At 66.5% G+C, this 22,110-nt stretch carries 16 protein-coding genes and 2 tRNA genes; 8 read left to right on the top strand and 10 right to left on the bottom strand.

The window, feature by feature from the left end; genetic code table 11:
* Nucleotides 1-26: 26 nt before the first annotated feature.
* The 6 genes from AC1D2F_RS10725 to bcp form a co-directional block, all read right to left on the bottom strand.
* Nucleotides 27-3,209, bottom strand: a complete 3,183-nt coding sequence (locus AC1D2F_RS10725) for an efflux RND transporter permease subunit (protein ID WP_476966694.1) — start codon at nucleotides 3,207-3,209, stop codon at nucleotides 27-29.
* Between the two features lie 118 nt (nucleotides 3,210-3,327).
* Nucleotides 3,328-4,830: a malate:quinone oxidoreductase gene (locus AC1D2F_RS10720; RefSeq protein ID WP_364748052.1), complete on the bottom strand. Its 1,503-nt coding sequence runs from the start codon at nucleotides 4,828-4,830 to the stop codon at nucleotides 3,328-3,330.
* A gap of 78 nt (nucleotides 4,831-4,908) precedes the next feature.
* The gene (locus AC1D2F_RS10715) at nucleotides 4,909-6,564 is read right to left on the bottom strand and encodes an ABC transporter substrate-binding protein (protein ID WP_414645559.1); all 1,656 of its coding nucleotides are present in this window, start codon (nucleotides 6,562-6,564) and stop codon (nucleotides 4,909-4,911) included.
* Nucleotides 6,565-6,818: 254 nt separating this feature from the next.
* Nucleotides 6,819-7,496 (bottom strand): fasciclin domain-containing protein, encoded by a 678-nt coding sequence (locus AC1D2F_RS10710; RefSeq protein WP_476966693.1) that lies wholly within the window; start codon nucleotides 7,494-7,496, stop codon nucleotides 6,819-6,821.
* Nucleotides 7,497-7,732: 236 nt separating this feature from the next.
* Nucleotides 7,733-7,814, bottom strand: a tRNA-Leu gene (locus AC1D2F_RS10705).
* Between the two features lie 60 nt (nucleotides 7,815-7,874).
* The gene (gene bcp / locus AC1D2F_RS10700) at nucleotides 7,875-8,351 is read right to left on the bottom strand and encodes a thioredoxin-dependent thiol peroxidase (RefSeq protein WP_229995737.1); all 477 of its coding nucleotides are present in this window, start codon (nucleotides 8,349-8,351) and stop codon (nucleotides 7,875-7,877) included.
* A 109-nt stretch (nucleotides 8,352-8,460) separates the two neighbouring features.
* Here bcp and AC1D2F_RS10695 point away from each other — a divergent pair, with 109 nt between their 5' ends.
* Nucleotides 8,461-8,979, top strand: a complete 519-nt coding sequence (locus AC1D2F_RS10695) for a MarR family winged helix-turn-helix transcriptional regulator (RefSeq protein WP_356815854.1) — start codon at nucleotides 8,461-8,463, stop codon at nucleotides 8,977-8,979.
* A gap of 53 nt (nucleotides 8,980-9,032) precedes the next feature.
* Here the strand turns inward: AC1D2F_RS10695 and AC1D2F_RS10690 are convergent, their stop codons facing one another.
* Nucleotides 9,033-9,662: a DUF2510 domain-containing protein gene (locus AC1D2F_RS10690; RefSeq protein WP_229995742.1), complete on the bottom strand. Its 630-nt coding sequence runs from the start codon at nucleotides 9,660-9,662 to the stop codon at nucleotides 9,033-9,035.
* A 370-nt stretch (nucleotides 9,663-10,032) separates the two neighbouring features.
* Here AC1D2F_RS10690 and AC1D2F_RS10685 point away from each other — a divergent pair, with 370 nt between their 5' ends.
* A complete protein-coding gene (locus AC1D2F_RS10685; RefSeq protein WP_229994592.1) occupies nucleotides 10,033-10,221 on the top strand; it encodes a hypothetical protein in 189 nt (62 codons plus the stop codon).
* Nucleotides 10,222-11,008: 787 nt separating this feature from the next.
* On the opposite strand, the gene AC1D2F_RS10680 is transcribed toward AC1D2F_RS10685, so the two are convergent.
* The 3 genes from AC1D2F_RS10680 to AC1D2F_RS10670 form a co-directional block, all read right to left on the bottom strand.
* Nucleotides 11,009-11,084 (bottom strand) — tRNA-Lys (locus tag AC1D2F_RS10680).
* Nucleotides 11,085-11,201: 117 nt separating this feature from the next.
* Nucleotides 11,202-12,323, bottom strand: coding sequence for a PQQ-dependent sugar dehydrogenase (locus AC1D2F_RS10675; RefSeq protein WP_476966692.1), 1,122 nt, complete (start codon nucleotides 12,321-12,323; stop codon nucleotides 11,202-11,204).
* 45 nt (nucleotides 12,324-12,368) lie between these two features.
* Nucleotides 12,369-13,403: a sunset domain-containing protein gene (locus AC1D2F_RS10670; RefSeq protein WP_229994594.1), complete on the bottom strand. Its 1,035-nt coding sequence runs from the start codon at nucleotides 13,401-13,403 to the stop codon at nucleotides 12,369-12,371.
* A 109-nt stretch (nucleotides 13,404-13,512) separates the two neighbouring features.
* Here AC1D2F_RS10670 and AC1D2F_RS10665 point away from each other — a divergent pair, with 109 nt between their 5' ends.
* From AC1D2F_RS10665 to serA, 6 genes are all read left to right on the top strand, one after another.
* Complete coding sequence (locus AC1D2F_RS10665) at nucleotides 13,513-14,451, top strand: LysR family transcriptional regulator (RefSeq protein ID WP_229994595.1); 939 nt, start codon at nucleotides 13,513-13,515, stop codon at nucleotides 14,449-14,451.
* 129 nt (nucleotides 14,452-14,580) lie between these two features.
* A complete protein-coding gene (ilvD, locus tag AC1D2F_RS10660) occupies nucleotides 14,581-16,302 on the top strand; it encodes a dihydroxy-acid dehydratase (RefSeq protein ID WP_229994596.1) in 1,722 nt (573 codons plus the stop codon).
* Nucleotides 16,303-16,749: 447 nt separating this feature from the next.
* A complete protein-coding gene (locus tag AC1D2F_RS10655) occupies nucleotides 16,750-18,648 on the top strand; it encodes an acetolactate synthase large subunit (protein ID WP_364748045.1) in 1,899 nt (632 codons plus the stop codon).
* Between the two features lie 2 nt (nucleotides 18,649-18,650).
* Nucleotides 18,651-19,163 carry an acetolactate synthase small subunit gene (gene ilvN, locus AC1D2F_RS10650; RefSeq protein ID WP_018773531.1) on the top strand — a complete coding sequence of 171 codons (513 nt, stop codon included), beginning with the start codon at nucleotides 18,651-18,653 and terminating at the stop codon, nucleotides 19,161-19,163.
* Between the two features lie 85 nt (nucleotides 19,164-19,248).
* Nucleotides 19,249-20,274 carry a ketol-acid reductoisomerase gene (gene ilvC, locus AC1D2F_RS10645; protein WP_026538933.1) on the top strand — a complete coding sequence of 342 codons (1,026 nt, stop codon included), beginning with the start codon at nucleotides 19,249-19,251 and terminating at the stop codon, nucleotides 20,272-20,274.
* Between the two features lie 136 nt (nucleotides 20,275-20,410).
* Nucleotides 20,411-22,006, top strand: a complete 1,596-nt coding sequence (gene serA / locus AC1D2F_RS10640; protein WP_476966691.1) for a phosphoglycerate dehydrogenase — start codon at nucleotides 20,411-20,413, stop codon at nucleotides 22,004-22,006.
* Nucleotides 22,007-22,110: the final 104 nt, after the last annotated feature.

The raw sequence follows: 22,110 nt of genomic DNA, 5'->3' as shown, positions 1-22,110 counted from the left end.
AAGGCAGGAACGCCGAGTTCTGGTTCCTAGTGCGAACCGGTTGGCACGGGAGCGTCTTCGGGGAAGTCGTCCGGGAAGTCCTCGGTCACGGCCGGCCCGGAATGGCGTCCGCGGCGCAGCGACTTCTGTAGCGCCTTGCGCTCACGCCGGCCTTCCACGAGCCGGTACAGCACAGGGACCAGGATGAGTGTGAGGGCGGTCGAGGAGATCAGGCCGCCGATCACCACGATCGCCAGGGGCTGGGAGATGAATCCGCCGCCGCCGGTGAGTCCGAGCGCCATTGGTGTCAGAGCAAACACCGTGGCGAGCGCCGTCATGAGGATGGGGCGCAGGCGCTGGCGGGCGCCGTGCGTGATAGCGTCCGCCACGTTCATCCCGGGTTCGCCGTTGCGCGGCTGGCGGTACTGGTTGATGAGGTCGATCAGCACAATCGCGTTGGTCACCACGATGCCCACGAGCATCAGCATGCCGATCAGCGACGGCAGCCCCAGCGGCACCCCGGTCACCACGAGCAGGGCGATGGCGCCTGTCGCGGCGAACGGGACGGAGACCAGCAGGATCAGCGGCTGGATGAGGGATTTGAACGCAGCCACCATGATCACGTAGACGATCGCGATGGCGGCCAGCAGCGCGAGTCCCAGCTGGCGGAACGAATCGGCCTGCTGCGTCGTGGCGCCACCGATCGTGGCGGTCACCCCGGTCGGCAGCTGCACTGACTTGAGCCGGTTCTGCACCTCGGTGCTGACCGCGCCGAGGTTGGAGCCCGACGGCGTCACCGAGACCCGCGCGGTGCGCTGGCCGTTGCTGGCGGTAATGGAGACGGGGACGTCCACCTGCTCCACCGAGGCGACGCTGCCGAGCGGGACGGTGCCGGCCGCCGTCGGCAGCGGGATCTCCCGGACCGCGTCGATGCTCGTGAAGCGGGTTCCCTCGCCGATCCGGACCGGGAAGTCGTTGGTGTCGATGCGGACAGTCCCGGCCGGAATCGGGCTGATCGTGGCGGCCAGCACCCCGGCCACGCGCTCCTCGTTCAGGCCGGCCGCGACGGCCTTGGCCCGGTCCACCTTGACCTGGACCACCGGCTGGCTGGCGGCCAGGTTGGTGGCCACCTCGCTGCTGCCGGGAACGCCGTCCATGGCCTTGACCATTGCGTCGCTGGCGGTCCGGAGATCGGCGGTGGTGGCGRCCTTGAGGGTGATGTCCACGGTCGACGACGTGCCGAAGCCGCCCTGCTGGGAACCGACCGTGATCTTTCCGGCGTCGCCGAGCTTGGAGAGTTCGCTGCGGACGGTGTCCTGGAGCTTGCCCTGGTTGGCTTTCTCGTCCGTCACCACGGTGAAGGTCGAATTCGACGCGCCGGACGAGAGCAGGGCCGAGAAGCCGGTCTGGGCGTTGCCGGTGGTGGCCTGGACGTCCTTGATCCCGTCGATGCCCCGCAGGGTGTCCTCAACCCGGATCGCCGATGCGCTGGCCTCGTCAAGGCTGGTCCCCGCCGGCAGGGCCTGCTTGACGGTCATGCTGTTCTCGCCGGAGCGGCCCAGGAGGTCGGTGGCGAGCAGCGGTGACATCGCCACGGTGCCGGCAAGCACCAGGGCCGCGGCGATAAGTGTGAGGACCGGGTGCCGCTGCGTACCGGCCAGGACGGGCAGGTAGCCGCGCTGCAGCAGCGTGCTCTGCTCGGCCTCGTGCGCCTTGGCGGCAATGTCAGCGGCAGAACCGGCCGGGGAGCCTGTGACGGCGGGTGTGCGCAGGAACCAGTAGGCCAGCACCGGCACGATGGTCAGCGAGACCAGCAGCGAGGAGAGCAGGGCGATGGTCACGGTCAGGGCGAACGGCCGGAACAGCGCACCGGCCAGATCGCCGACGAAGGCGATGGGCAGGAAGACGGCCACGGTGGTCAGGGTGGACGCCGTGATGGCGCCGGCGACTTCGCGGATGGCGGTCACGATCGCGGTGATCTTGTCCTCGCCGTAGCTCAGGTGCCGTTTGATGTTTTCGATGACAACGATCGAGTCGTCCACCACGCGGCCGATTGCGATCGTGAGCGCGCCAAGGGTCAGGATGTTGAGCGAGTAGCCGGTGGCCGAGAGCCCGATGAACGTGATCAGCAGGGACAGCGGGATGGACACGGCCGTGACCAGGGTTGCTCGCACGGACATCAGGAACACCAGGATCACCAGGACGGCGAAGCCCAGTCCCAGCAGGCCCTCGGTGGTGAGGTCCTTGATGGACTTCTCGATGAACGGCGCCTGGTCGAAGACCGGGGTGAACTTGGCATTGGAGCCGAGCTCGGCCTCGAGCTGCGCGATGGCGTCCTTGACCGCATGGGAGATCGCGACGGTGTCGCCCTCGGGCTTCTTGGTCACGGACAGGGCGAGGGTTTCCTTGCCGTTGGTCCGTGTGATGGACGTGCGGGCGTCCTCGACGAGGCTGACATCTGCCACACTGCCGATGGTCGCCGCATCGCGGGCCGCGCCCAGGGGGAGGGCCTTGATGGCGTCGAGGGAGTCCACCGGGCTGCCGATCTGCAGCGAGAGGGTCTTGCCCTGTTCCTCGATGGTGCCGGCCGGAACCAACGCCCCGTTGTTCTTCAGCGCGTCGCTGATGGACTGGATGCCCGCGCCCGACGCGGCCAGGTCCTTGGGCCGCGGCAGGATCTGGATGTGCTGCGTGGCGCCGCCGGTCACGTCGGCGCCCCTGACGCCGTCGAGCTTCTGCAGTCGGGGGACGCTGAGCCGGGCGAGATCGGCGTTGAGTTCACTGAGCGGTTTGTCCGAAGACACGGCCAGGAACACGATCGGGAAGTCGCTGATGCTCCCGGCGATCGCCTGCGGCTGGACGTCCTTCGGCAAGGCCTGCTTGGCGTTGGAGATGGCGCGGTCGATCTGGTTCCGCGCCCGGTCCAGGTTGGAGCCGTACGTGAACGCCAGGGAGATCTGGGAGACGCCGTTCCGGGACGTCGACGACGTCGACTCCAGGCCCTCGACGCTGTTCAGTGCCTTTTCCAGCGGGGCACTGATCTGCTTGTCCACCACTTCCGGCGACGCGCCGGGCATCGAGGAGATGACCGTGATCTGCGGGAACTCGATGGAGGGGATGAGCTCCTGCTTCAGCGAGGACATCGTGATCACGCCGAACACGGACGCGAACACCGTGATCAGCGCGATCAGGGCCCTGTTGGCGAGAGACAGCTTTGCAAGCCGGAACATCTCATGGTCTCCTGGTGGGTCGAGGGCGTCCTGCACAACGGGACATCAAAACGGGGACGTCAACGAGTTGCAGCGGTCCCAAACCAGCAGTGTAGACCAGCCGTGGCCCGGCCCCGGCTTAGTTGCGGGCGGTGACCTGTTCGAGTTGCAGCGTCTTGGCTGTCTGGGCCTCCAGCTGCGCGGCGAGCTCAGGGTTGTCGTTGAGTTTGATGCCGTAGCCGGGCATCATGTCCTTGAGCTTGGACTGCCAGCCCTTGAAGTTCTTGGGGAACGACTTCTGGAGCAGCTCGATCATGATCGGCACGGCCGTGGACGCGCCGGGGGAGGCGCCGAGCAGGGCGCCGATGGTGCCGTCGCGTCCGGCAATGACCTCGGTGCCGAACTGCAGCACGCCGCCCTTCTTCGGGTCCTTCTTGATGATCTGGACCCGCTGGCCGGCGGTGATGAGCTCCCAGTCGCCGTCCTGGGCCTCGGGGTAGTACTCCCGCAGGGCCTCGACCTTGTCGCCGTGGCGCTTGGCGACCTCCTTGATCAGGTAGGCGGTGAGGTCCATGTTGTCCTTGGCCACGGCCAGCATCGGGATGATGTTGGAGGGGCGGATGGACAGCGGCAGGTCCAGGTAGGAGCCGTTCTTGAGGAAGTTCGTGGAGAAACCGGCGTAGGGGCCGAACAGCAGGGAGCGCTTGCCGTTGACGTAGCGCGTGTCCAGGTGCGGCACGGACATGGGCGGGGCGCCGACGGATGCCTGGCCGTAGACCTTCGCGCTGTGCTGGGCCGCGAGGGCCTCGTCGGTGCAGCGGAAGAACTGGCCGGAGACCGGGAAACCGCCAAACCCCTTGCTTTCCGGAATGCCGGAGGCCTGGAGCAGGTGAAGGGCGCCGCCGCCGGCACCGACAAACACGAATTTCGCGTGGATGGAGCCGTGCTCACCGGAGCGCGGGTGCTTGAGCGCCAGGTCCCAGCCGCCGCCGGACGCGCGCTTGATGTCACTGACGTTGTGGCCGTAGTTGATCTCCACGCCGTTGTTGCCCAGGTACGTGGTCAGCTCGCGGGTCAGGGCACCGAAATCGACGTCGGTGCCCTCGGCGGCGCGGGTTGCCGCGACCCGCTGCTTCGGGTCGCGGCCCTTGACGATCAGCGGTGCCCACTTGGCGATCTGGGCGTGGTCCTCGGAATACTCCATCGAGCGGAACAGCGGGTTCGGCTTGAGGGCCTCGTAGCGGGTGCGGAGGAACTTGGTGTGGTCCTCGCCGATCACGAAGCTCATGTGCGGAACGGTGTTGATGAAGCCCTTGGGGGAGCCGATCAGGGAATTCGAGACGAGATGGGACCAGAACTGGCGGGACAGCTGGAACTGTTCGTTGATGTTCAGGGCCTTGCCGGGGTCCACCGAGCCGTCTTTGGCTGCGGGGGAGTAATTAAGCTCACACAGCGCCGCGTGTCCGGTGCCGGCGTTGTTCCACGGGCCGGAGCTTTCCAGCCCGGGTTCGTCGAGCTTCTCGAACAGCGAGATGGTCCAGTTCGGCTCAAGCTGCTTGATGAAAGCACCGAGCGTGGCGCTCATGATGCCGCCGCCAATCAGGACGACGTCGGCATGTTGGGTCTTGGAAATGAAAGTCACAATCAGTCTCCGATAGCAGCGGCTCTGGCTGTCACAGAATATCCCGCACCGCCCACTAACTGAAATTGACCCCGGGCGTCAAGGCCTTAGCTCGACCTTTGTGAAAACTTCATTAAGCACCGGCGACGCCGGGTACTTCAGGACCCGGTCCGAGAGCGCCAGTGCCGAGATCGGGAAGGCAATGGGAACCGCGGGCACCGTGGCCGCGATCTGCCCATTGATGGTCTGGTACTGCGAAGTGCGGTCCTTGCCGTCCGGCAAGCCCCGGGCCCGGGCGATCTTGGAGAAGACCTGGGGATCCTGGTAGCCGAATTCGCCGGTGTTCTCGCCGAAGAGCGGGCCCACGAAGTTGTCAGGGTCCGAATACGAGCCGTTCCAGCCGAGCAGGTGCAGGGCGTGGTCGCCCGGAGAGGTGACCTTCTGCAGGTAGCCGTCTGCCCAGTCCACGGGCACGGGCTTGATGTTGAGCCCGATGGCGGTCAGTTGCCGGCTGATTTCGGCGTACACCTTTTCCGGTGTCGGCAGGTAGGGCCGGGTGACGTTGAGCGGATAGTAGAACTTCAGCTCCTCACCCTTGTAGCCGGCCTCGGCCAGGAGTTCCTTGGCCTTGCCCGGGTTGTAGCCCAGCGCTGCGGCGTTGTTGTTGAAGCCGCTGAGCTTGGGCGGAACGAACTGGGACGCCTGGGCTGTGTTGTCGATAAAGAACCGGCGGATCAGCGTGTCCTTGTCCAGCCCCATCTCGATCGCCTGGCGCACCTTGAGGTTCTGCAGGATAGGGACTTCCTGGTTCATGCCCAGGTACATCACGGAGAAGGGGTCCCGCTGGATGATCTGCTTTCCGCTCTTGACCAGTTGGTCGAAGTTTCCCACAGTGACGGCGTCGTACGCGTCGATCTTGCCTTCCAGGAGTGCCTGCATCCGGGTCTGCGGGTGATCGTAGGTCACGAACTTGATGGTCCCGATCTGTCCCTTCTCGCCCCAATAGTCCTTGTTGCTGCCCAGGGTGACGCTGCCCGGGTCCCAGGAGCCGAAGACGTATGGTCCGGTGCCCACCGGGTGGAGGCCGTAGGCGGACACCGGCTGCCCGCCCCGGTTCTGGTTCAGGACGTCCGCGTTCCCGGCGGCGAGGGCCTTGGGCGAAGAGATCGCGAAGGCCGGGAGGGTGAGCGCCTGGAGAAATCCTGTGAAGGGCTGGCTGAGGCCGATCCGCACGTTGTCCGGCGCCACCGCGGTGCAGCTCTTGTAGATGGACAGCGGGGCCTGGTCCGCATGGGCCTTGAACACACCCTTGAATGTGGTGCCCGTGGCCTGGTCGCGGAGGGCCTGCGAGAAGTTGAACCAGCGGTTGAAGTTGGTGCAGACCGCGGCGGCATCGAACTTCGTCCCGTCCTGGAACGTGACGTTCTCGCGCAGCTTGAACTCGTAGGTCCGGCCTTCATCGCTCTGGGACCATTCGGTGGCCAGAAGCGGCGTGGGCTGGCCGGTGGTCTGGTCCACGCCAACGAGGCCTTCCAGGACCTGCCGGGTGACGCGGTAGGACTCGACGTCGGAGACCAGGGCAGGATCGAGCCCCAGCGGCTCCGAGCCGGTGCCGAAGGTGAAGACCGCGGTGGGTGCCGCGGTGGAGGTGGGAGAGGCGGTTGCGGAGCTGGGTGCCGGGCCGAGATTGCCCGTGCAGGACGCCAGCGGCAGCACAAGGAGAGCGGCCCCGATGCCGGCGGCAATCCGCCGCACTGTCCTGCTGGGCACTGTACTGCTGGGCACTCGAGAATCACCTCTAAGAACTGGATGGTCCGCCGGCTGCGGAACAGCCCCAGTCTAGTTGACGGCCGGGTCCGCCAGCTTTTGTGGCACACCGTCTCCTGCCATCAGCCCCCTGCGGCACGGCACCACAAAAAGCGAAGGCCCGCACCTGGGGGTGCGGGCCTTCGCTTCTCCTAGTGGTCCAGGGAGTCAGGCTGGAGCCGGGCAGGAGGGCTTGAAGCTGCCTACTTGGGCATCAGGACTGAGTCGACCATGTAGACAGTGGCGTTGGCAGTCTGGACGCCGCCGCAGACAACGTTGGCGTCGTCAACCTTGAGGGCATCCTTGGTGCCGGTTACCGTTACCGAACCGCCCTGAACCGTCTTGTGGGTGCCGACGATCTGGTCCGGGGTGATCTTGCCGGGGACTACGTGGTAGGTCAGGATTTTGCTCAGCGTGGCGTCATCCGTCTTCAGGGCCTCGATCGTGGCGGCGTCGATCTTCTTGAAGGCGTCATCCGTCGGGGCGAAGACGGTGAATTCGCTGCCGTTGAGCGTGTCCACCAGGTTGACCTTGGGGTTGAGCTTGCCGGAAACAGCGGCGGTCAAGGTGGTGAGGATCGGGTTGTTGGACGCCGCGGTGGCCACCGGGTCAAGTGCCATGCCGGAGACGGAGCCGGCACCGCTGGGAACCTGGGCGGCGTAGGCGGCGCAACCGGAGCCGACAAGGTTGGCGGCCGGATCCATGGCTGCGGCGGAGGCGGTCGTGGAAGGGGATGCCATGCTGGATTCCGCCGGTGCGGAGGACGGTGCCGAGGAGGCGGGGGCCGACGAGGCGGTGGCCCCACCACAGGCATTGAGGCTGAGCATGGCGGCAGCTGCGATACCTGCAACGGCGAACGTGGTGCGCTTGATGTTCTGCATTTCGGTTTCTCCTTTGTTGTGCCGATGTTTGCCGGCGGCGAACTTTGCCGCTGCGGCCCTTTCCCGACTGTTGGGCACCGACCCTTGGTTGGTGTCTCAATGGGTATTCGGCTGCTCGGAGGAAACGGATGGGTGCGGATGTGAAATTCTTTTTGGCCTCTTCAAAACTCCTGAAAAACCCCGGAATAACGCCGGAAACCACGAGAACCCCGGTCCGAAGACCGGGGTTCTCTCTGTGCGCAAGGGGGGACTTGAACCCCCACGCCCGAAGGCACAGGAACCTAAATCCTGCGTGTCTGCCAATTTCACCACTCGCGCGCGGCGCCGTCGTCGTCCCGGGATAAGAACCCCGGCGGCGGACGCCAGGCTCTATTGTACCTATCCGGCGTCGAGTTTCAGGTCCCGGCGAAGTTTGGCGACATGCCCGGTGGCCCGGACGTTGTACTGCGCGACGGCGACCTGGCCGTCGGCGTCGACAACGATGGTGGAACGGATGAGGCCTTGGTAGGTCTTGCCGTAGTTTTTCTTTTCGCCCCAGGCCCCGTACGCCTCGGCAACGGAGTGGTCCTCGTCGGAGAGGAGCGGGAAGGTCAGCCCTTCGGCGGCCGCGAAGGCCGCAAGCTTCCGGACAGGGTCAGGGGAGATGCCCACCACGTCATAACCTGCGGCCTGAAGCGCGCCGAGGGAATCCCGGAAATCGCAGGCCTGCTTGGTGCATCCGGGTGTGGCGGCCGCCGGGTAGAAGTAGATCACTGTCTTCCGGCCCCGGAAATCGCGGAGGCTGACGTCCTGTCCTTCGGCGTTCTTGAGGGTGAAATCCGGTGCTGTGGCACCGGCGGTGAGTTGCTCAGGCACGGGTATCTCCTTGGTGAGGTGTGTCGTGAAGTGGGGTGATCATCCAGCCTAGTGAGGCGATCGGCGCCGGACGAATCCGCTGCTCGCTATACTCTTGGGTATGCCTGATATGGATCGCTGGCCCACGGGCCGCCTATTGTCCACGGCAGCACGTCTTGTAGAACACTCCTGGAACGAAAAATTGGGGGCCATTGGCCTGACCCATGCCGGGGTGATCGCCATGGAGGTGCTCTCGGCGAATGGGCCTATGACACAAGCCCAACTGGCCCAACTCGTCCGGGTCCAGGCCCAGACCATGGGCAAGACACTGAGCCGGCTGGAAGCGCACGGCCACATTTCGCGGCAGCGCAGCACCTCCGACCGGCGCAGCCATGTGGTGTCGCTGACTGACCAGGGGCGCCAGGCCGTCACGGCGGCCGCCGACATGGAACGCTCCGTGCTCGCCGCGACGCCCATTGACCCGGATCTGCTGCGCCAGGAGCTCCAGGCCGTGGTCAGGGTGCTGGCAACCAAATCCACGTCCCCGGAGGCCACGGCCATCGTTACGGGCGCCGAGCCGGGCGCCGCTGCGGCGCCGGGTGCCGCTACCGAGTCGGGCGTTGCCGCCGAGACCGCCCCGCTGAACTAGCCGCCGGCTCAAGGGGCTGCACATCCCTCAGGCCAACCTCGCCCGACGAAGTCCTATATCGTCGCGGCCTGGTTCGCCAGGGTGGCCAAGATGGCGGACATCTTGAGTCCGGTGAGCACCACGGTGAGCAGAGTGACGCTGATGGTGGCCCACACGGGGGCCAGCCCGCGCCGCGGGGCCACCTCGTGGACAATCACGGAGCGGCCAATCACGTAGAGCACAGGGCTGAGGAACACCCACGCCCAGTGGAACGGACGGACCACGCCGTCCTTGCGCAGCCGGTCCCAGTCCAGATAAGCCAGGAGTGCGGACACGCCGAAGATCACGAAGCTGGTGGCCACCAGGAGGAAATACGGCGCCGTGAAGATCGACGCCGGATCAATTGTCGGGATCTGCCGCGTGCCCACGGTTCGCAGCCGGAGCGCCGGGTTCCAGAACATGAGCAGGATGAGCGAGACCAGCGGCAGAGCCACAATCGTCCAGATGTACGGGTTGTAGACCGGCGTCCGGTCACTGATGCGCCTGCGCAGTGCCACCGGGTGTTGGGCCGGCGCCGCATGGAACTGGGGTGCACTGAACTGCCCGGTCCAGGCCGAACCGTTCCACCACTGAAGCCGGCCGGAGCCGGCAGGGTCTGGATACCAGCCCGGGCCAGGGGCTGAAGCGTTGGGCGGGACGGTCATGGCTGTTCATCCTTCGTGGGGCGGGGCGGGGCGGGGCGTGGCAGGGCGAGTGCGGTTGTTCCATGCACTCTCTGGTTCTCTAGGTCAGAGGGTACATGGGGACGGCTGTGAGCGCGGGGAGTGGCCGTCAGCGGCGGTGACCGGTGTTGTCGAGACTGACGAAATCCATGATTCCCCCATTTGCCGGTGTGTTGGGTCGAGTCTAGCCGCGGCCCATGGCGGCGGGAAGACCGCGCGGCGTCGACGGACAGCTCCCAGAGAACCCCAGGCCCGGCTCGCCGTTCAGGCGGAAATGGGCAGGCCCGGAGTATCGACGCGCCACCGCATCGGAGGGACGATTAAAGGGCAATCACCATGAAGGAGGTCAGTGATGTGCTATCCGTACAACAGGGATTCCTGGCGGGATGTCCGGAAGGATGCCGCAAAGGAATCTGAGGATCGCCCGGAGCCCCGCGTGGAGGCAAAGGACAGCAGGTTCTGGGGCTTCCCGCGCCGCAGCAAGGAGTTCACAGTCGAAGAGCCGGACACGGTAGTTGACCGGCCCCGCGAGAAGGTCTAGGGACACGGCGTGACTCGACGGCCGCCGACCCCACATTGAAGTGTGACAGCCGAAATGTGACGGTCCGGCGGCCGATTCACGGTTGGGCCGGCCGGCGGAGGCCAATTGCCGCGGAGAGCCCGATGAGGAGGCCACTTAGTGCCAGCAGGGACCCGGCTATGCCGAGCTGCCCGTCCGGTCCCGAATCACCTTGGCTGCCCACGGCACCCAGCGGCTGCTCCGCTGAGGGGTCCGGGTGCTGGCTCGCATCCGCCGCTGGAGGCGCGGAGGTCCCAGTCGTGACAGCAGCCGGAACAGACGCCGTGGCCGGTGGGGCCGCATTGTCTTGGTCCGCTGCTGGAACTGGGTCCGACGTCGGCGGCGCCGGGACCTGCGGGGGCTGGACGGGCTGCCCCTGGGACGGCGCTGGCGTCGGCCTTTGGGAGGGTGCTGGGGGAGGCACGGCTCCCGACGGTGGCGGGGCAACGTTGCCCGGGACAGTCGGGCTGGGCGTCGGGGAGGCGGCCGGCGGCCCCGGCGTCGGCCGTGCCGGACAGAATTTCGCCGGGAGGAGGCCGGCTGGCCCGCAAGGATCGGCCGCTGCGGGCAACGCCAGGACGAGAGGCGATGCCCCGAGCACCACTGCCACGGCGGACACGTAACAGGCCTTCCGGATGGAGTTCATCCTCACCATCGTAGGGTTACACCTCCGGCCGGTCGGGAAGCTGGGCCCGGTGAGGCTGCTTTCGCCAACAAAAAAGAAACCCCGTCCCGCGGGCCGGTAGGCCTGCAGGACGGGGATTCTCGGTGGTGCACCCCCCGGGACTCGAACCCGGAACCCATTGATTAAGAGTCAATTGCTCTGCCAGTTGAGCTAGAGGTGCATCTGTTGTTTTCGTTCACCGCGGGCTTTTTATTTCCCTCGTTGTTCTCCGCAACGACATGAAACTCTACACGAGATTGGCTGTCCTGTGAAATCGGAGGGTGCGGGCCGGTTGCGGCTAGCTGTGAAGGTCCAAAATCAGCGCAAAATCAGGGTTTTGGCCGTTGCTGAGGAGCCATAGCCGGCCGTCAGGAGCGAGTGAAACGTTGCGAACCCGGCCGTACTCTCGCGTGAAATAGCTCACAGGATCTTCGGCAAATTCGCCCCTGAGGGGAACAATCCAGAGTCTTTGGCCGCGCAGGGCGCCCAGGTAGGCGGTGCTGCCGACAATTTCCAGTCCGCTGGGGGACGACTCCGCCGTCGACGGCCACACCACTTTGGCGTCCAGGAAGCCGGAGCGGTGCGGGGCGCCTGTTACGTCCGGCCAGCCGTAGTTGCCGCCGGGCACGATCAGGTTGAGCTCGTCGTTGACGTCGGGGCCGAATTCGCTGGCCCACAGCCGGCCCGCGCTGTCCCAGGCCAGCCCCTGGACGTTCCTGTGGCCAAGGCTGTAGACCGGGTTCTCGCCGAACGGGTTTCCCGGCGCCGGCCGGCCGTCCGCGGTGAGGCGGAGGATCTTTCCGCCCAGGGCGCCGCTGTCCTGCGGCTGTTCGCGGCGCTGCGAGTCGCCCGTTCCCACATACAGGAAGCCATCGGGCCCAAAGCGGATCCGTCCGCCGTTATGCGTGCCGGCCTTTGGAATCCCGGTGAAAACGGGTTGCAGGGCACCGAGCTCCAGCCGGCCGCCGCGCTCCTCCAGCCGCATGCGGGCGATTCTGTTGTCCGCCGGCGCGGTGAAGTACGCGTAAAGGTACCGGTCCGCGGCAAAGTCGGGGGAAAGGGTAAGGCCCAAGAGGCCACCTTCTCCGCCGGGTACGACGCCGGGCACTTTGCCGAGCGTACCCAGCTGGCCGCCTTTGATGGTCCTGAGCAGTGCGGTGTCGCGCTCGGAGATCACCGCGGTGCCGTCGGGCAGGTAGACCGTGGACCACGGCAGTTTCAGCCCGTCGATCCGGCCCGCAACGGTCGGTTCAGGCGGTGTGGCTGCTGGGCCGGTTGCGGTGCCGTCGCCTGACTGAACCACGGGCGTGGTTGGGCCGCCACCTGTACAGGCGCCCAGGAACAACAGCGCAACGGCCAGGGCGGTGGCCCGGGCTGCTGCCCTGGAAAAGAAGCGCCTGCCAGCGAAGCGGGGGAGCATCAAGGGAGATGGTGAGAACGTGCGGGACGCCGGCCGGGCCGGCGGCTACTGCCGCGTCCGGCGCGGCGGCCGGAACCCGGCCGCTTCGGCGTGCGCCGCGGAGGCAAACCACACTTCCGCCCGGGTTTCGTCATACGCCGGGCTGGTCTCGTCGTGGTAGATCATCGACGAGGCATTGCCCTTGACGGTGAATCCTTCGGGGCCGCTTCCGTCCGCCGCCGGAGCCGCTGACCCCTCGCCGTAGGGCTGCTCAGTGGCCAGATGGCCGGTGGGCTCGGCCGTGTGGCTTGCGGAGGCCTCGGCCGCCGCGGACGATGCTGCTGTCTGCATCGTTTCTGCGCCAGGGAGGGGCGCGGGCTGCGTCACGGGGCCGGCCGCGGCAGGCATCGTGGTGCCGGTGCCGGTGCCGGTGCCGGTGCCAGTGCCGGTGCCAGTGCCGGTGCTCGTGCTCCTGCCGGTACCGGACACAGTGCCGGTGCCGCCGGCAGCGGCGTTTTCGTCCTCGACCGGTTCCGCGGCTGCCGATTCGGCTCCGGGCAGCGTCGGCGCGTGGGGCTCGGTGTATTCGGGGTGGTGGACCGGAAGGCCCGCCGCGGCTGCCGGTTCCGCACCCGCACCAGGTTCCGCCGCCGCAGCGTGTGCGCCGTGGGCCGGATCAAAATGGGCCGCTGGAGTATGGGTGTCCGCCGGCGGGGCGGTCTCGGACCACTGGGTCTCCCACTCGGCATTGCCCGATGTGCCTGCTGCTTCCGGTGCCGCCTCGGTGGCGGCCGGCTCGATCGGAGGGGCGGCTGTGGCCGCCGGGGACTCGGGCGCCTCGGGGGCGGGCGCCGACTCCCGGGCAGTCGCGGCCGGCTCAGGCGCCGGCGCTGCGTCCGGCGCGGCCATGGCTGCCGCCGTCGGACCGGCAGCAGATCCTGCCGCCGCCGTCGGACCGGCAGAAGTGCCGGCCGGGGTACTGGTGCCGGTGCCTGCAGCGGATGCGGATCCTGCGCCCGGGCGGCTCTTATTGCGGTTCAGCAGCCACCAAATGACAGCGACCACCACGATGATGACGACGAGCCAGACTATCCAGTCCATAGCAGAGCCTTTCAGTCCAGGAGGCATGGGTTGCCGATGCTTGACGTTACGTCCGGGCGAAGCCGGCTGTCCAGCAATCAAACCTGGCCCCGGCGTGTAGCCTCGCCTCATGGATTTCAAGCGACTGCAGATTCTGCGCGAACTCGCCGGCCGGGGGACCGTCGGCGCCACCGCCGAGGCCATGAAGGTCACGCCATCGGCCGTGTCGCAGCAGCTAAAGACCCTGCAGGAGGAACTGGGCGTCGTACTGGTGGAGAAGTCCGGCCGGGGAGTTCGGCTAACCGAGGCAGGGCTGGCCATGGCCGGGGCCGCCGCCGACGTGTCGACGGCCATGGCGCGGGCAGAAGCAACAATCGACACGTACCGGCGCGGCTGGCAGACGAGGGTGGTGGCGGCCTTCTTTCCCAGCGCCGCGGAGATGTTCCTTCCGGGCATGCTCCACCGGGTCAAGTCCGTGGAAGGGCTGCGGTTCGAAGCGCATTTCGAGGACCCGGGCGTTGCCGGGTTCGCCGGGCTGACCGCGGACTACGACATCGTCCTGGCGCACAGCGTCGACGGTCCGGAGGTTTTCGGCGGCCAGGGCCTGACTGTGGTGCCGCTGCTGGACGAACCGCTGGATGTGGCACTGCCGGCCGGGCACGCCTTGGCCGGCAAGGCCACGCTGTGCGCCGAGGACGTCGTCGGCTTCCCGTGGATGGGAGTTCCCGAGGGCTTTCCCTTCGACACCGTGCTGCGCCAGATCGAGGTGCGTGCCGACTCGCAAGCCGTCCGTGCCCAGCAGTTCCCGGATCTGCGGGTGTTGGAAGCCCTGGTCAGCGCCGGGCATGGGCTGAGCCTGCTGCCGCGGTACACGGCGGTCAGCAACCAGGGCCGGGGGTTCGTCCTGCGCCCGCTCAAGGGCGTGAAGGCGAGCCGGAGCATCGTTGCGCTGGCCCGTCCGGATGTCGCGGCCCGGACCACCATCCAGCAGGTCCTGGCGATGCTCAAGGCCGAAGCCCAGAGTGTCGCCGAAGCCCCGGAACTGCGTGACACGGCTCACCGGATCTGAGGCAAACCGGCCTCGCGGTTCATGATGTGAGACGAGAGTCCACTATTTGATCGAAATATTCCCGGTTTTCCGCTTAACGCTCCGTTGTGGGGTCGTTGGCGTCTGCGGCGGAGCCCTAGACTTTGAGCCATGAGTCAGGACACCCAAACAGCAGCAGACACCAAGCCGGACATCAAGCCCCGCAGCCGGGTCGTTACCGATGGAATCCACGCCGCCCCGGCGCGCGGCATGTTCCGGGCAGTCGGCATGGGCGACGACGACTTCGCCAAGCCGCAGATCGGCGTGGCGAGCTCGTGGAACGAGATCACCCCCTGCAACCTTTCGTTGAACCGGCTGGCCCAGGGCGCCAAAGAAGGCGTCCACGCCGGCGGCGGGTTCCCGATGCAGTTCGGCACCATCTCCGTCTCCGACGGCATCTCCATGGGCCACGAGGGCATGCACTTCTCCCTGGTGTCCCGCGAAGTCATTGCCGACTCGGTCGAGACGGTCATGCAGGCCGAACGGATCGACGGCTCTGTGCTCCTGGCCGGTTGCGACAAGTCGCTGCCCGGCATGCTGATGGCGGCGGCCCGCCTGGACCTGGCCTCTGTGTTCCTCTATGCCGGCTCCATCATGCCCGGCTGGGTCAAGCTTGAGGACGGCTCCGAAAAGGAAGTCACCCTCATCGACGCGTTTGAAGCCGTCGGCGCGTGCGCGGCCGGCAAGATGAGCCGCGAGGACCTGGACCGCATCGAAAAAGCAATCTGCCCGGGCGAAGGCGCCTGCGGCGGCATGTACACGGCGAACACCATGGCCTGCATCGGCGAGGCCCTGGGCATGTCACTGCCCGGCTCCGCCGCACCGCCCTCCGCGGACCGCCGCCGCGATGCCTTTGCGCACAAGTCCGGCGAGGCCGTGGTCAACCTCCTGCGCCTGGGCATCACGGCCCGGGACATTATGACGCGCAAGGCGTTCGAGAACGCGATTGCCGTCACCATGGCCTTCGGCGGTTCCACCAACGCCGTGCTGCACCTGCTCGCGATCGCCCGCGAAGCCGAGGTGGAGCTGACGCTGGAAGACTTCAACCGGATCGGGGACAAGATCCCGCACCTGGGCGACCTCAAGCCGTTCGGCCGCTACGTGATGACCGACGTCGACAAGATCGGCGGCGTGCCGGTGATCATGAAAGCCCTGCTCGACGCCGGCCTGCTGCACGGCGACTGCCTCACCGTCACCGGCAAGACCGTGGCGGAGAACCTCGCCGCGATCAACCCGCCGGACCTGGACGGCAAGATCCTGCGTGCACTGGACAACCCGATCCACAAGACCGGCGGCATCACCATCCTGCACGGCTCGATGGCCCCTGAAGGCGCCGTCGTCAAGAGCGCAGGCTTCGACGCCGACGTCTTCGAGGGCACGGCCCGCGTGTTCGAGCGCGAACAGGGTGCCCTGGACGCCCTGGACAAGGGCGAGATCCATAAGGGCGACGTCGTGGTGATCCGCTACGAAGGCCCGAAGGGCGGCCCCGGCATGCGCGAGATGCTCGCCATCACCGGCGCCATCAAGGGCGCTGGCCTGGGCAAGGACGTCCTGCTGCTGACCGACGGACGGTTCTCCGGCGGAACCACCGGCCTGTGCATCGGCCACGTCGCGCCGGAAGCGGTCGACGGCGGCCCCATCGCTTTCGTCAAGGACGGTGACCGGATCCGCGTGGACATCGCGGCCCGCACCTTCGACCTCCTGGTCGACGAGTCCGAGCTCGAGGCCCGCAAGGTCGGCTGGGAGCCGCTCCCGGCCAAGTTCACCAAGGGCGTCCTCGCCAAGTACGCCAAGCTCGTCCACAGCGCCTCCACCGGCGCCTACTGCGGCTGATTCTCTAAGCGTGGGTGACCACGCTTAATAAGGGAGGCTCCGAGGGGCCCCGAGTGGGCGGCGTCCGCGCCGTCCACTCGGGGTAGGAGACTCCCGCCTGCCGCCAAATTGGGCGGCTCGCCGTTTTGGCGTCCAAGGCAAGAGGGAAACTAGGAGGACCAATCAGTGGACAGTGTTGTCCAAATAGTGAGACAGAGGCCGGGCCCGTTGACACCTGTCTCACTCAGAGGGAAAACTGAACGCATGATCGAGATCGTTACCGCCGGCGTCGTCGTCGTACTTACCAAGCGCGTGGCTCAATAGCCTTCACTGGTAACGAACCGTCACGCGCAACCCCTCGAAGAGCCCGCCGGCTGAGGRGTTTTTTTATTTCCTGCATCACCAGCCGCACCACCAGTAAGACACCGTAGTTCCACGATCACCGAAGATCCACAAAGGAAGAGTCCGATGAGCAAAGGATCGCCGATCAGCCCCTCGCTGATGGCCACCAAGTCCACTGGAGCCCACAAGGCTCCGGAACGCGTCGAACGTCCGGCTGACGCCGGCGTCGACTCTGCTGCCGTCTCTCCTGTCCTCGGACCGAACAACGTCGTACCCCCGACGGTCATGACCGGTTCGCAAGCAATTGTCCGTTCGCTCGAAGAACTCGGCGTCCAGGACATTTTCGGTTTGCCCGGTGGCGCGATCCTGCCCACCTACGACCCCTTGATGGCCTCCAAAATGAACCACGTTCTGGTCCGTCACGAACAGGGAGCCGGCCACGCCGCGCAAGGCTACGCCATGGTCACCGGACGGGTTGGCGTCTGCATCGCCACCTCGGGCCCCGGTGCCACCAACCTCGTCACCGCCATCATGGATGCCCACATGGACTCCGTGCCGATAGTGGCCATCACCGGACAGGTCTCCAGCGGGGTGATCGGCACCGACGCCTTCCAGGAAGCGGACATCGTCGGGATCACCATGCCGATCACGAAGCACTCCTTCCTGGTCACCGACCCCAACGACATCCCGCATGTGATGGCCGAAGCCTTCCACCTGGCCTCCACCGGACGCCCGGGCCCGGTCCTCGTGGACGTCGCCAAAGACGCCCAGCAGGGCCAGATGACGTTCTCCTGGCCGCCCAAGATCGATCTCCCGGGATACCGGCCGGTGGTGCGCGGCCACAGCAAGCAGGTCCGTGAGGCCGCCCGGCTCATTGCCGGTGCCAGCAAGCCCGTGCTCTACGTCGGCGGCGGTGTGGTCAAGGCCCACGCCTCGGCCGAACTGCGCGAACTCGCTGAGCTGACGGGCGCTCCCGTGGTGACCACCCTGATGGCCCGGGGCGTGTTCCCGGACTCGCACCCGCAGCACGTGGGCATGCCGGGCATGCACGGCACGGTTTCCGCCGTGACGGCCCTGCAGCAGTCGGACCTGCTGATCACCCTCGGCGCCCGGTTCGATGACCGCGTGACCGGCATCCTGAAGTCCTTTGCCCCGAACGCCAAGGTCATCCACGCCGACATCGATCCGGCGGAAATTTCCAAGAACCGTACGGCCGACGTCCCGATCGTTGGCTCGGTCAAGGAGATCATCCCGGAGCTGACCGAGGCCCTGCGCCTGCAGTTCGAGGCCTTCGGCACCCCGGATCTGACCACCTGGTGGGCGTTCCTTAACAACCTCAAGGAAACCTACCCGCTCGGCTGGACCGAACCCGAGGACGGGCTCAGTGCCCCCCAGCGCGTCATCGAACGCATCGGCGCCCTGACCGGACCCGAGGGCGTCTACGTCGCCGGCGTCGGACAGCACCAGATGTGGGCCTCGCAGTTCATCAAGTACGAACGCCCGCACGCCTGGCTCAACTCCGGCGGCGCCGGCACCATGGGCTACGCCGTTCCGGCGGCCATGGGCGCCAAGGTGGGCGAACCGGACCGCGTGGTCTGGGCGATCGACGGCGACGGCTGTTTCCAGATGACCAACCAGGAACTGGCCACCTGCGCGATCAACAAGATCCCGATCAAGGTCGCCATCATCAACAACTCCTCCCTCGGCATGGTCCGGCAGTGGCAGACCCTGTTCTACGAGGGCCGCTACTCCAATACCGACCTCAACACGGGACATGACACGGTCCGCATCCCGGACTTCGTCAAGCTGGCGGACGCCTACGGCTGCGCTGCCTTCCGGTGCGAACGCGACGAAGACATCGACGCCACCATCCAGAAGGCCCTGGAGATCAATGACCGCCCGGTGGTCATCGACTTCGTCGTGAGCCCCAACTCGATGGTGTGGCCGATGGTCCCCGCCGGGGTCAGCAACGACCAGATCCAGGTTGCCCGCAACATGACCCCGGAATGGGAAGAGGAGGACTGAACATGACCCGCCACACATTGTCCGTTCTGGTCGAAGACAAGCCCGGTGTGCTGACCCGCGTCGCCAGCCTCTTCGCCCGCCGGGCCTTTAACATCAATTCCCTGGCCGTCGGCCCCACCGAAGTCCCGGGCATGTCCCGGATGACCGTGGTGGTCGACGCCGATGGCGAGCTGATCGAGCAGGTCACGAAGCAGCTGAACAAGCTGGTCAACGTGATCAAGATCGTCGAGCTCACCTCAGAATCTTCCGTACAGCGCGACCACATCCTGGTCAAGGTACGTGCGGATGCCGCAACACGCCTGCAGGTCACCCAGGCTGCAGACCTGTTCCGCGCTTCAGTGGTCGACGTCTCCACAGAGTCGGTGGTCATTGAGGCAACGGGCCACCCCGAGAAGCTCACGGCACTCTTGTCAGTGCTGGAGCCTTTCGGCATCCGCGAAATCGTGCAGTCCGGCACCTTGGCAGTTGGGCGGGGATCCCGCTCCATGAGTGACAGGGCCCTCCGCAGCGCCTAAGACACCGCATAGACGGAGGCGCCCCGTTGTACCGCAGCACCACAGAGAATATCTACGAAGAATCCACTCAAAAGGAGACACCCCAGTGACTGAAATGTTTTACGACGACGACGCCGACCTGTCGATCATCCAGGGCCGCACCGTCGCCGTCATCGGTTACGGCTCCCAGGGCCACGCCCACGCCCTCAGCCTGCGCGATTCCGGCGTTGACGTCCGCGTCGGCCTGAAGGAAGGCTCGAAGTCCCGTGCCAAGGCCGAGGCCGAGGGACTGCGGGTCCTGAACGTTGCCGACGCCGTCGCCGAGGCCGACCTCATCATGGTCCTGACCCCGGACCAGGTCCAGCGCCACGTCTACGCCGAGGACATCGCCCCGAACCTGCAGCCGGGCGACGCCCTGTTCTTCGGCCACGGCTTCAACATCCGCTACGGCTACATCCAGCCCCCGGCCGACGTCGACGTCGCCCTCGTTGCCCCCAAGGGCCCGGGCCACATCGTGCGCCGCGAGTTCGAAGCCGGCCGCGGCGTGCCGGACCTGATCGCCGTCGAGCAGAACCCGTCCGGCAAGGCCAAGGAACTGGCCCTGTCCTACGCCAAGGCCATCGGCGGCACCCGTGCGGGCGTCATCGAGACCACCTTCACCGAAGAGACCGAAACCGACCTCTTCGGCGAGCAGGCTGTCCTCTGCGGCGGCGCCTCGCAGCTGATCCAGTACGGCTTCGAGACCCTCACCGAGGCCGGCTACAAGCCCGAGGTCGCCTACTTCGAGGTGCTGCACGAGCTCAAGCTGATCGTCGACCTCATGGTCGAAGGCGGCATCGCCAAGCAGCGCTGGAGCGTTTCCGACACCGCGGAATACGGCGACTACGTCTCCGGCCCGCGCGTCATCACCCCGCAGGTGAAGGAAAACATGAAGGCTGTCCTGGCGGACATCCAGGACGGCACTTTCGCCAAGCGCTTCATCGATGACCAGGACGCCGGCGCGCCGGAGTTCAAGGCCCTGCGCAAGAAGGGTGAGGACCACCCGATCGAGGCCACCGGCCGCGAACTGCGCAAGCTGTTCTCCTGGATCAAGAACGAGGACGACTACACCGAAGGTTCAGTCGCCCGCTAGGCATTGCCCGGCAGGGGAGCCGGACACCACATCCTGGGGTCCGGCTTCCCTGCTGTCCAGCACCACGCGCATCACCAGCATCACCCGATTCACCAAAATCCCCACCAGATACACAAGAGAGCTAAAGAGGTCACCGGTGACAAGCACCAAACCTGTCGTACTCCTCGCTGAGGAACTTTCGCCCGCCACAGTCGAGGCCCTCGGCCCGGACTTTGAAATCCGCCAGACTGACGGCTCCGACCGTTCCCAGCTGCTCTCCGCGATCGCCGACGTCGACGCGATCCTGGTCCGCTCCGCCACCCAGCTGGACGCCGAGGCCATCGCCGCCGCCAAGAACCTCAAGGTGATCGCCCGCGCCGGCGTCGGCCTGGACAACGTCGACATCAAAGCGGCCACGCAGGCCGGCGTCATGGTGGTCAAMGCGCCGACCTCGAACATCGTCTCCGCCGCCGAACTGACCGTCGGGCACATCCTGAGCCTCGCCCGCCACATCCCGCAGGCCAGCTCCGCCCTCAAGGACGGGGAGTGGAAGCGCTCCAAGTACACCGGCATCGAGCTCTTCGAGAAGAAGATCGGCATCATCGGCCTGGGCCGGATCGGCGCCCTGGTCGCGGCCCGCCTGAAGGGCTTCGACACCAAGATCCTCGCGTACGACCCCTACATCACCTCCGCCCGGGCCGCCCAGCTCGGCGTGCAGCTGGTGACCCTCGATGAGCTCCTTGCACAGTCGGACTTCATCACCATCCACATGCCCAAGACCCCGGAGACCGTCGGCATGCTCGGCGCCGACGCCTTCAAGAAGATGAAGAGCACGGCGTACGTCGTCAACGTCGCCCGCGGCGGCCTGGTGGACGAGGAAGCCCTCTACACCGCGCTGCAGGCCGGTGACATCGCCGGCGCCGGCGTCGACGTCTTTTCCAAGGAACCCAGCACCGACCTGCCGTTCTTCAAGCTCGACAACGTCGTGGTGACCCCGCACCTGGGCGCCTCCACCGACGAGGCCCAGGAAAAGGCCGGCGTTTCCGTCGCGAAGTCCGTCCGCCTGGCCCTGGCCGGCGAACTGGTCCCCGACGCCGTCAACGTCGCCGGCGGCGTCATCGCCCCGGACGTCCGCCCCGGCATCCCGCTGATGGAAAAGCTGGGCCGCATCTTCACCGCGCTGACCCATGCCTCCCTCACGCAGTTCGACGTCGAGGTGGCAGGCGAGATCTCCTCGCTCGATGTCAAGGTGCTGGAACTCGCGGCACTCAAGGGCATCTTTGCCGACGTCGTGACCGAGCAGGTCTCCTACGTCAACGCCCCCGTGATCGCCGAGCAGCGCGGCATCAACGTCCGGCTCATCACGACGCCGGACACCGAGTCGTACCGCAACGTCCTGACCCTGCGCGGCGCCCTCAGCGACGGCAGCCAGATCTCCGTCGCCGGAACCCTGACGGGCCCGAAGCAGATCCAGAAACTGGTCGGCGTCAACGGCTACGAGGTGGAGATCCCGATCAGCGAACACCTCGTGGTGGTTGCCTACTCGGACCGCCCCGGCGTGATCGGCACAATCGGCCACATCCTGGGCATGAACAACATCAACATCGCCGGCATGCAGGTGGCACGCCAGACAGAGGGCGGCCAGGTGCTGGCCCTGCTGACCATCGACAGCTCCGTTCCCCAGCAGGTCCTTGACGCGATCAAGGCCGGGATCGGCGCTGACATGGTCCGTGAGGTTGACCTCGAGGACTAAAATCCTCCCCGCAGGCCGCCGGCGGCGGCATGACCGCCGCCGGCGGCCACAAGCGGCCGGCCGGTCTGCGTACAATGGCTAGGACCGAATTTCGGTCCGCGGCC

The organism is Arthrobacter sp. P1_B3, from assembly GCF_056406615.1.
Note: the sequence above shows the minus strand (reverse complement) of the source record. Positions and strands in the feature narration are given on the sequence as shown.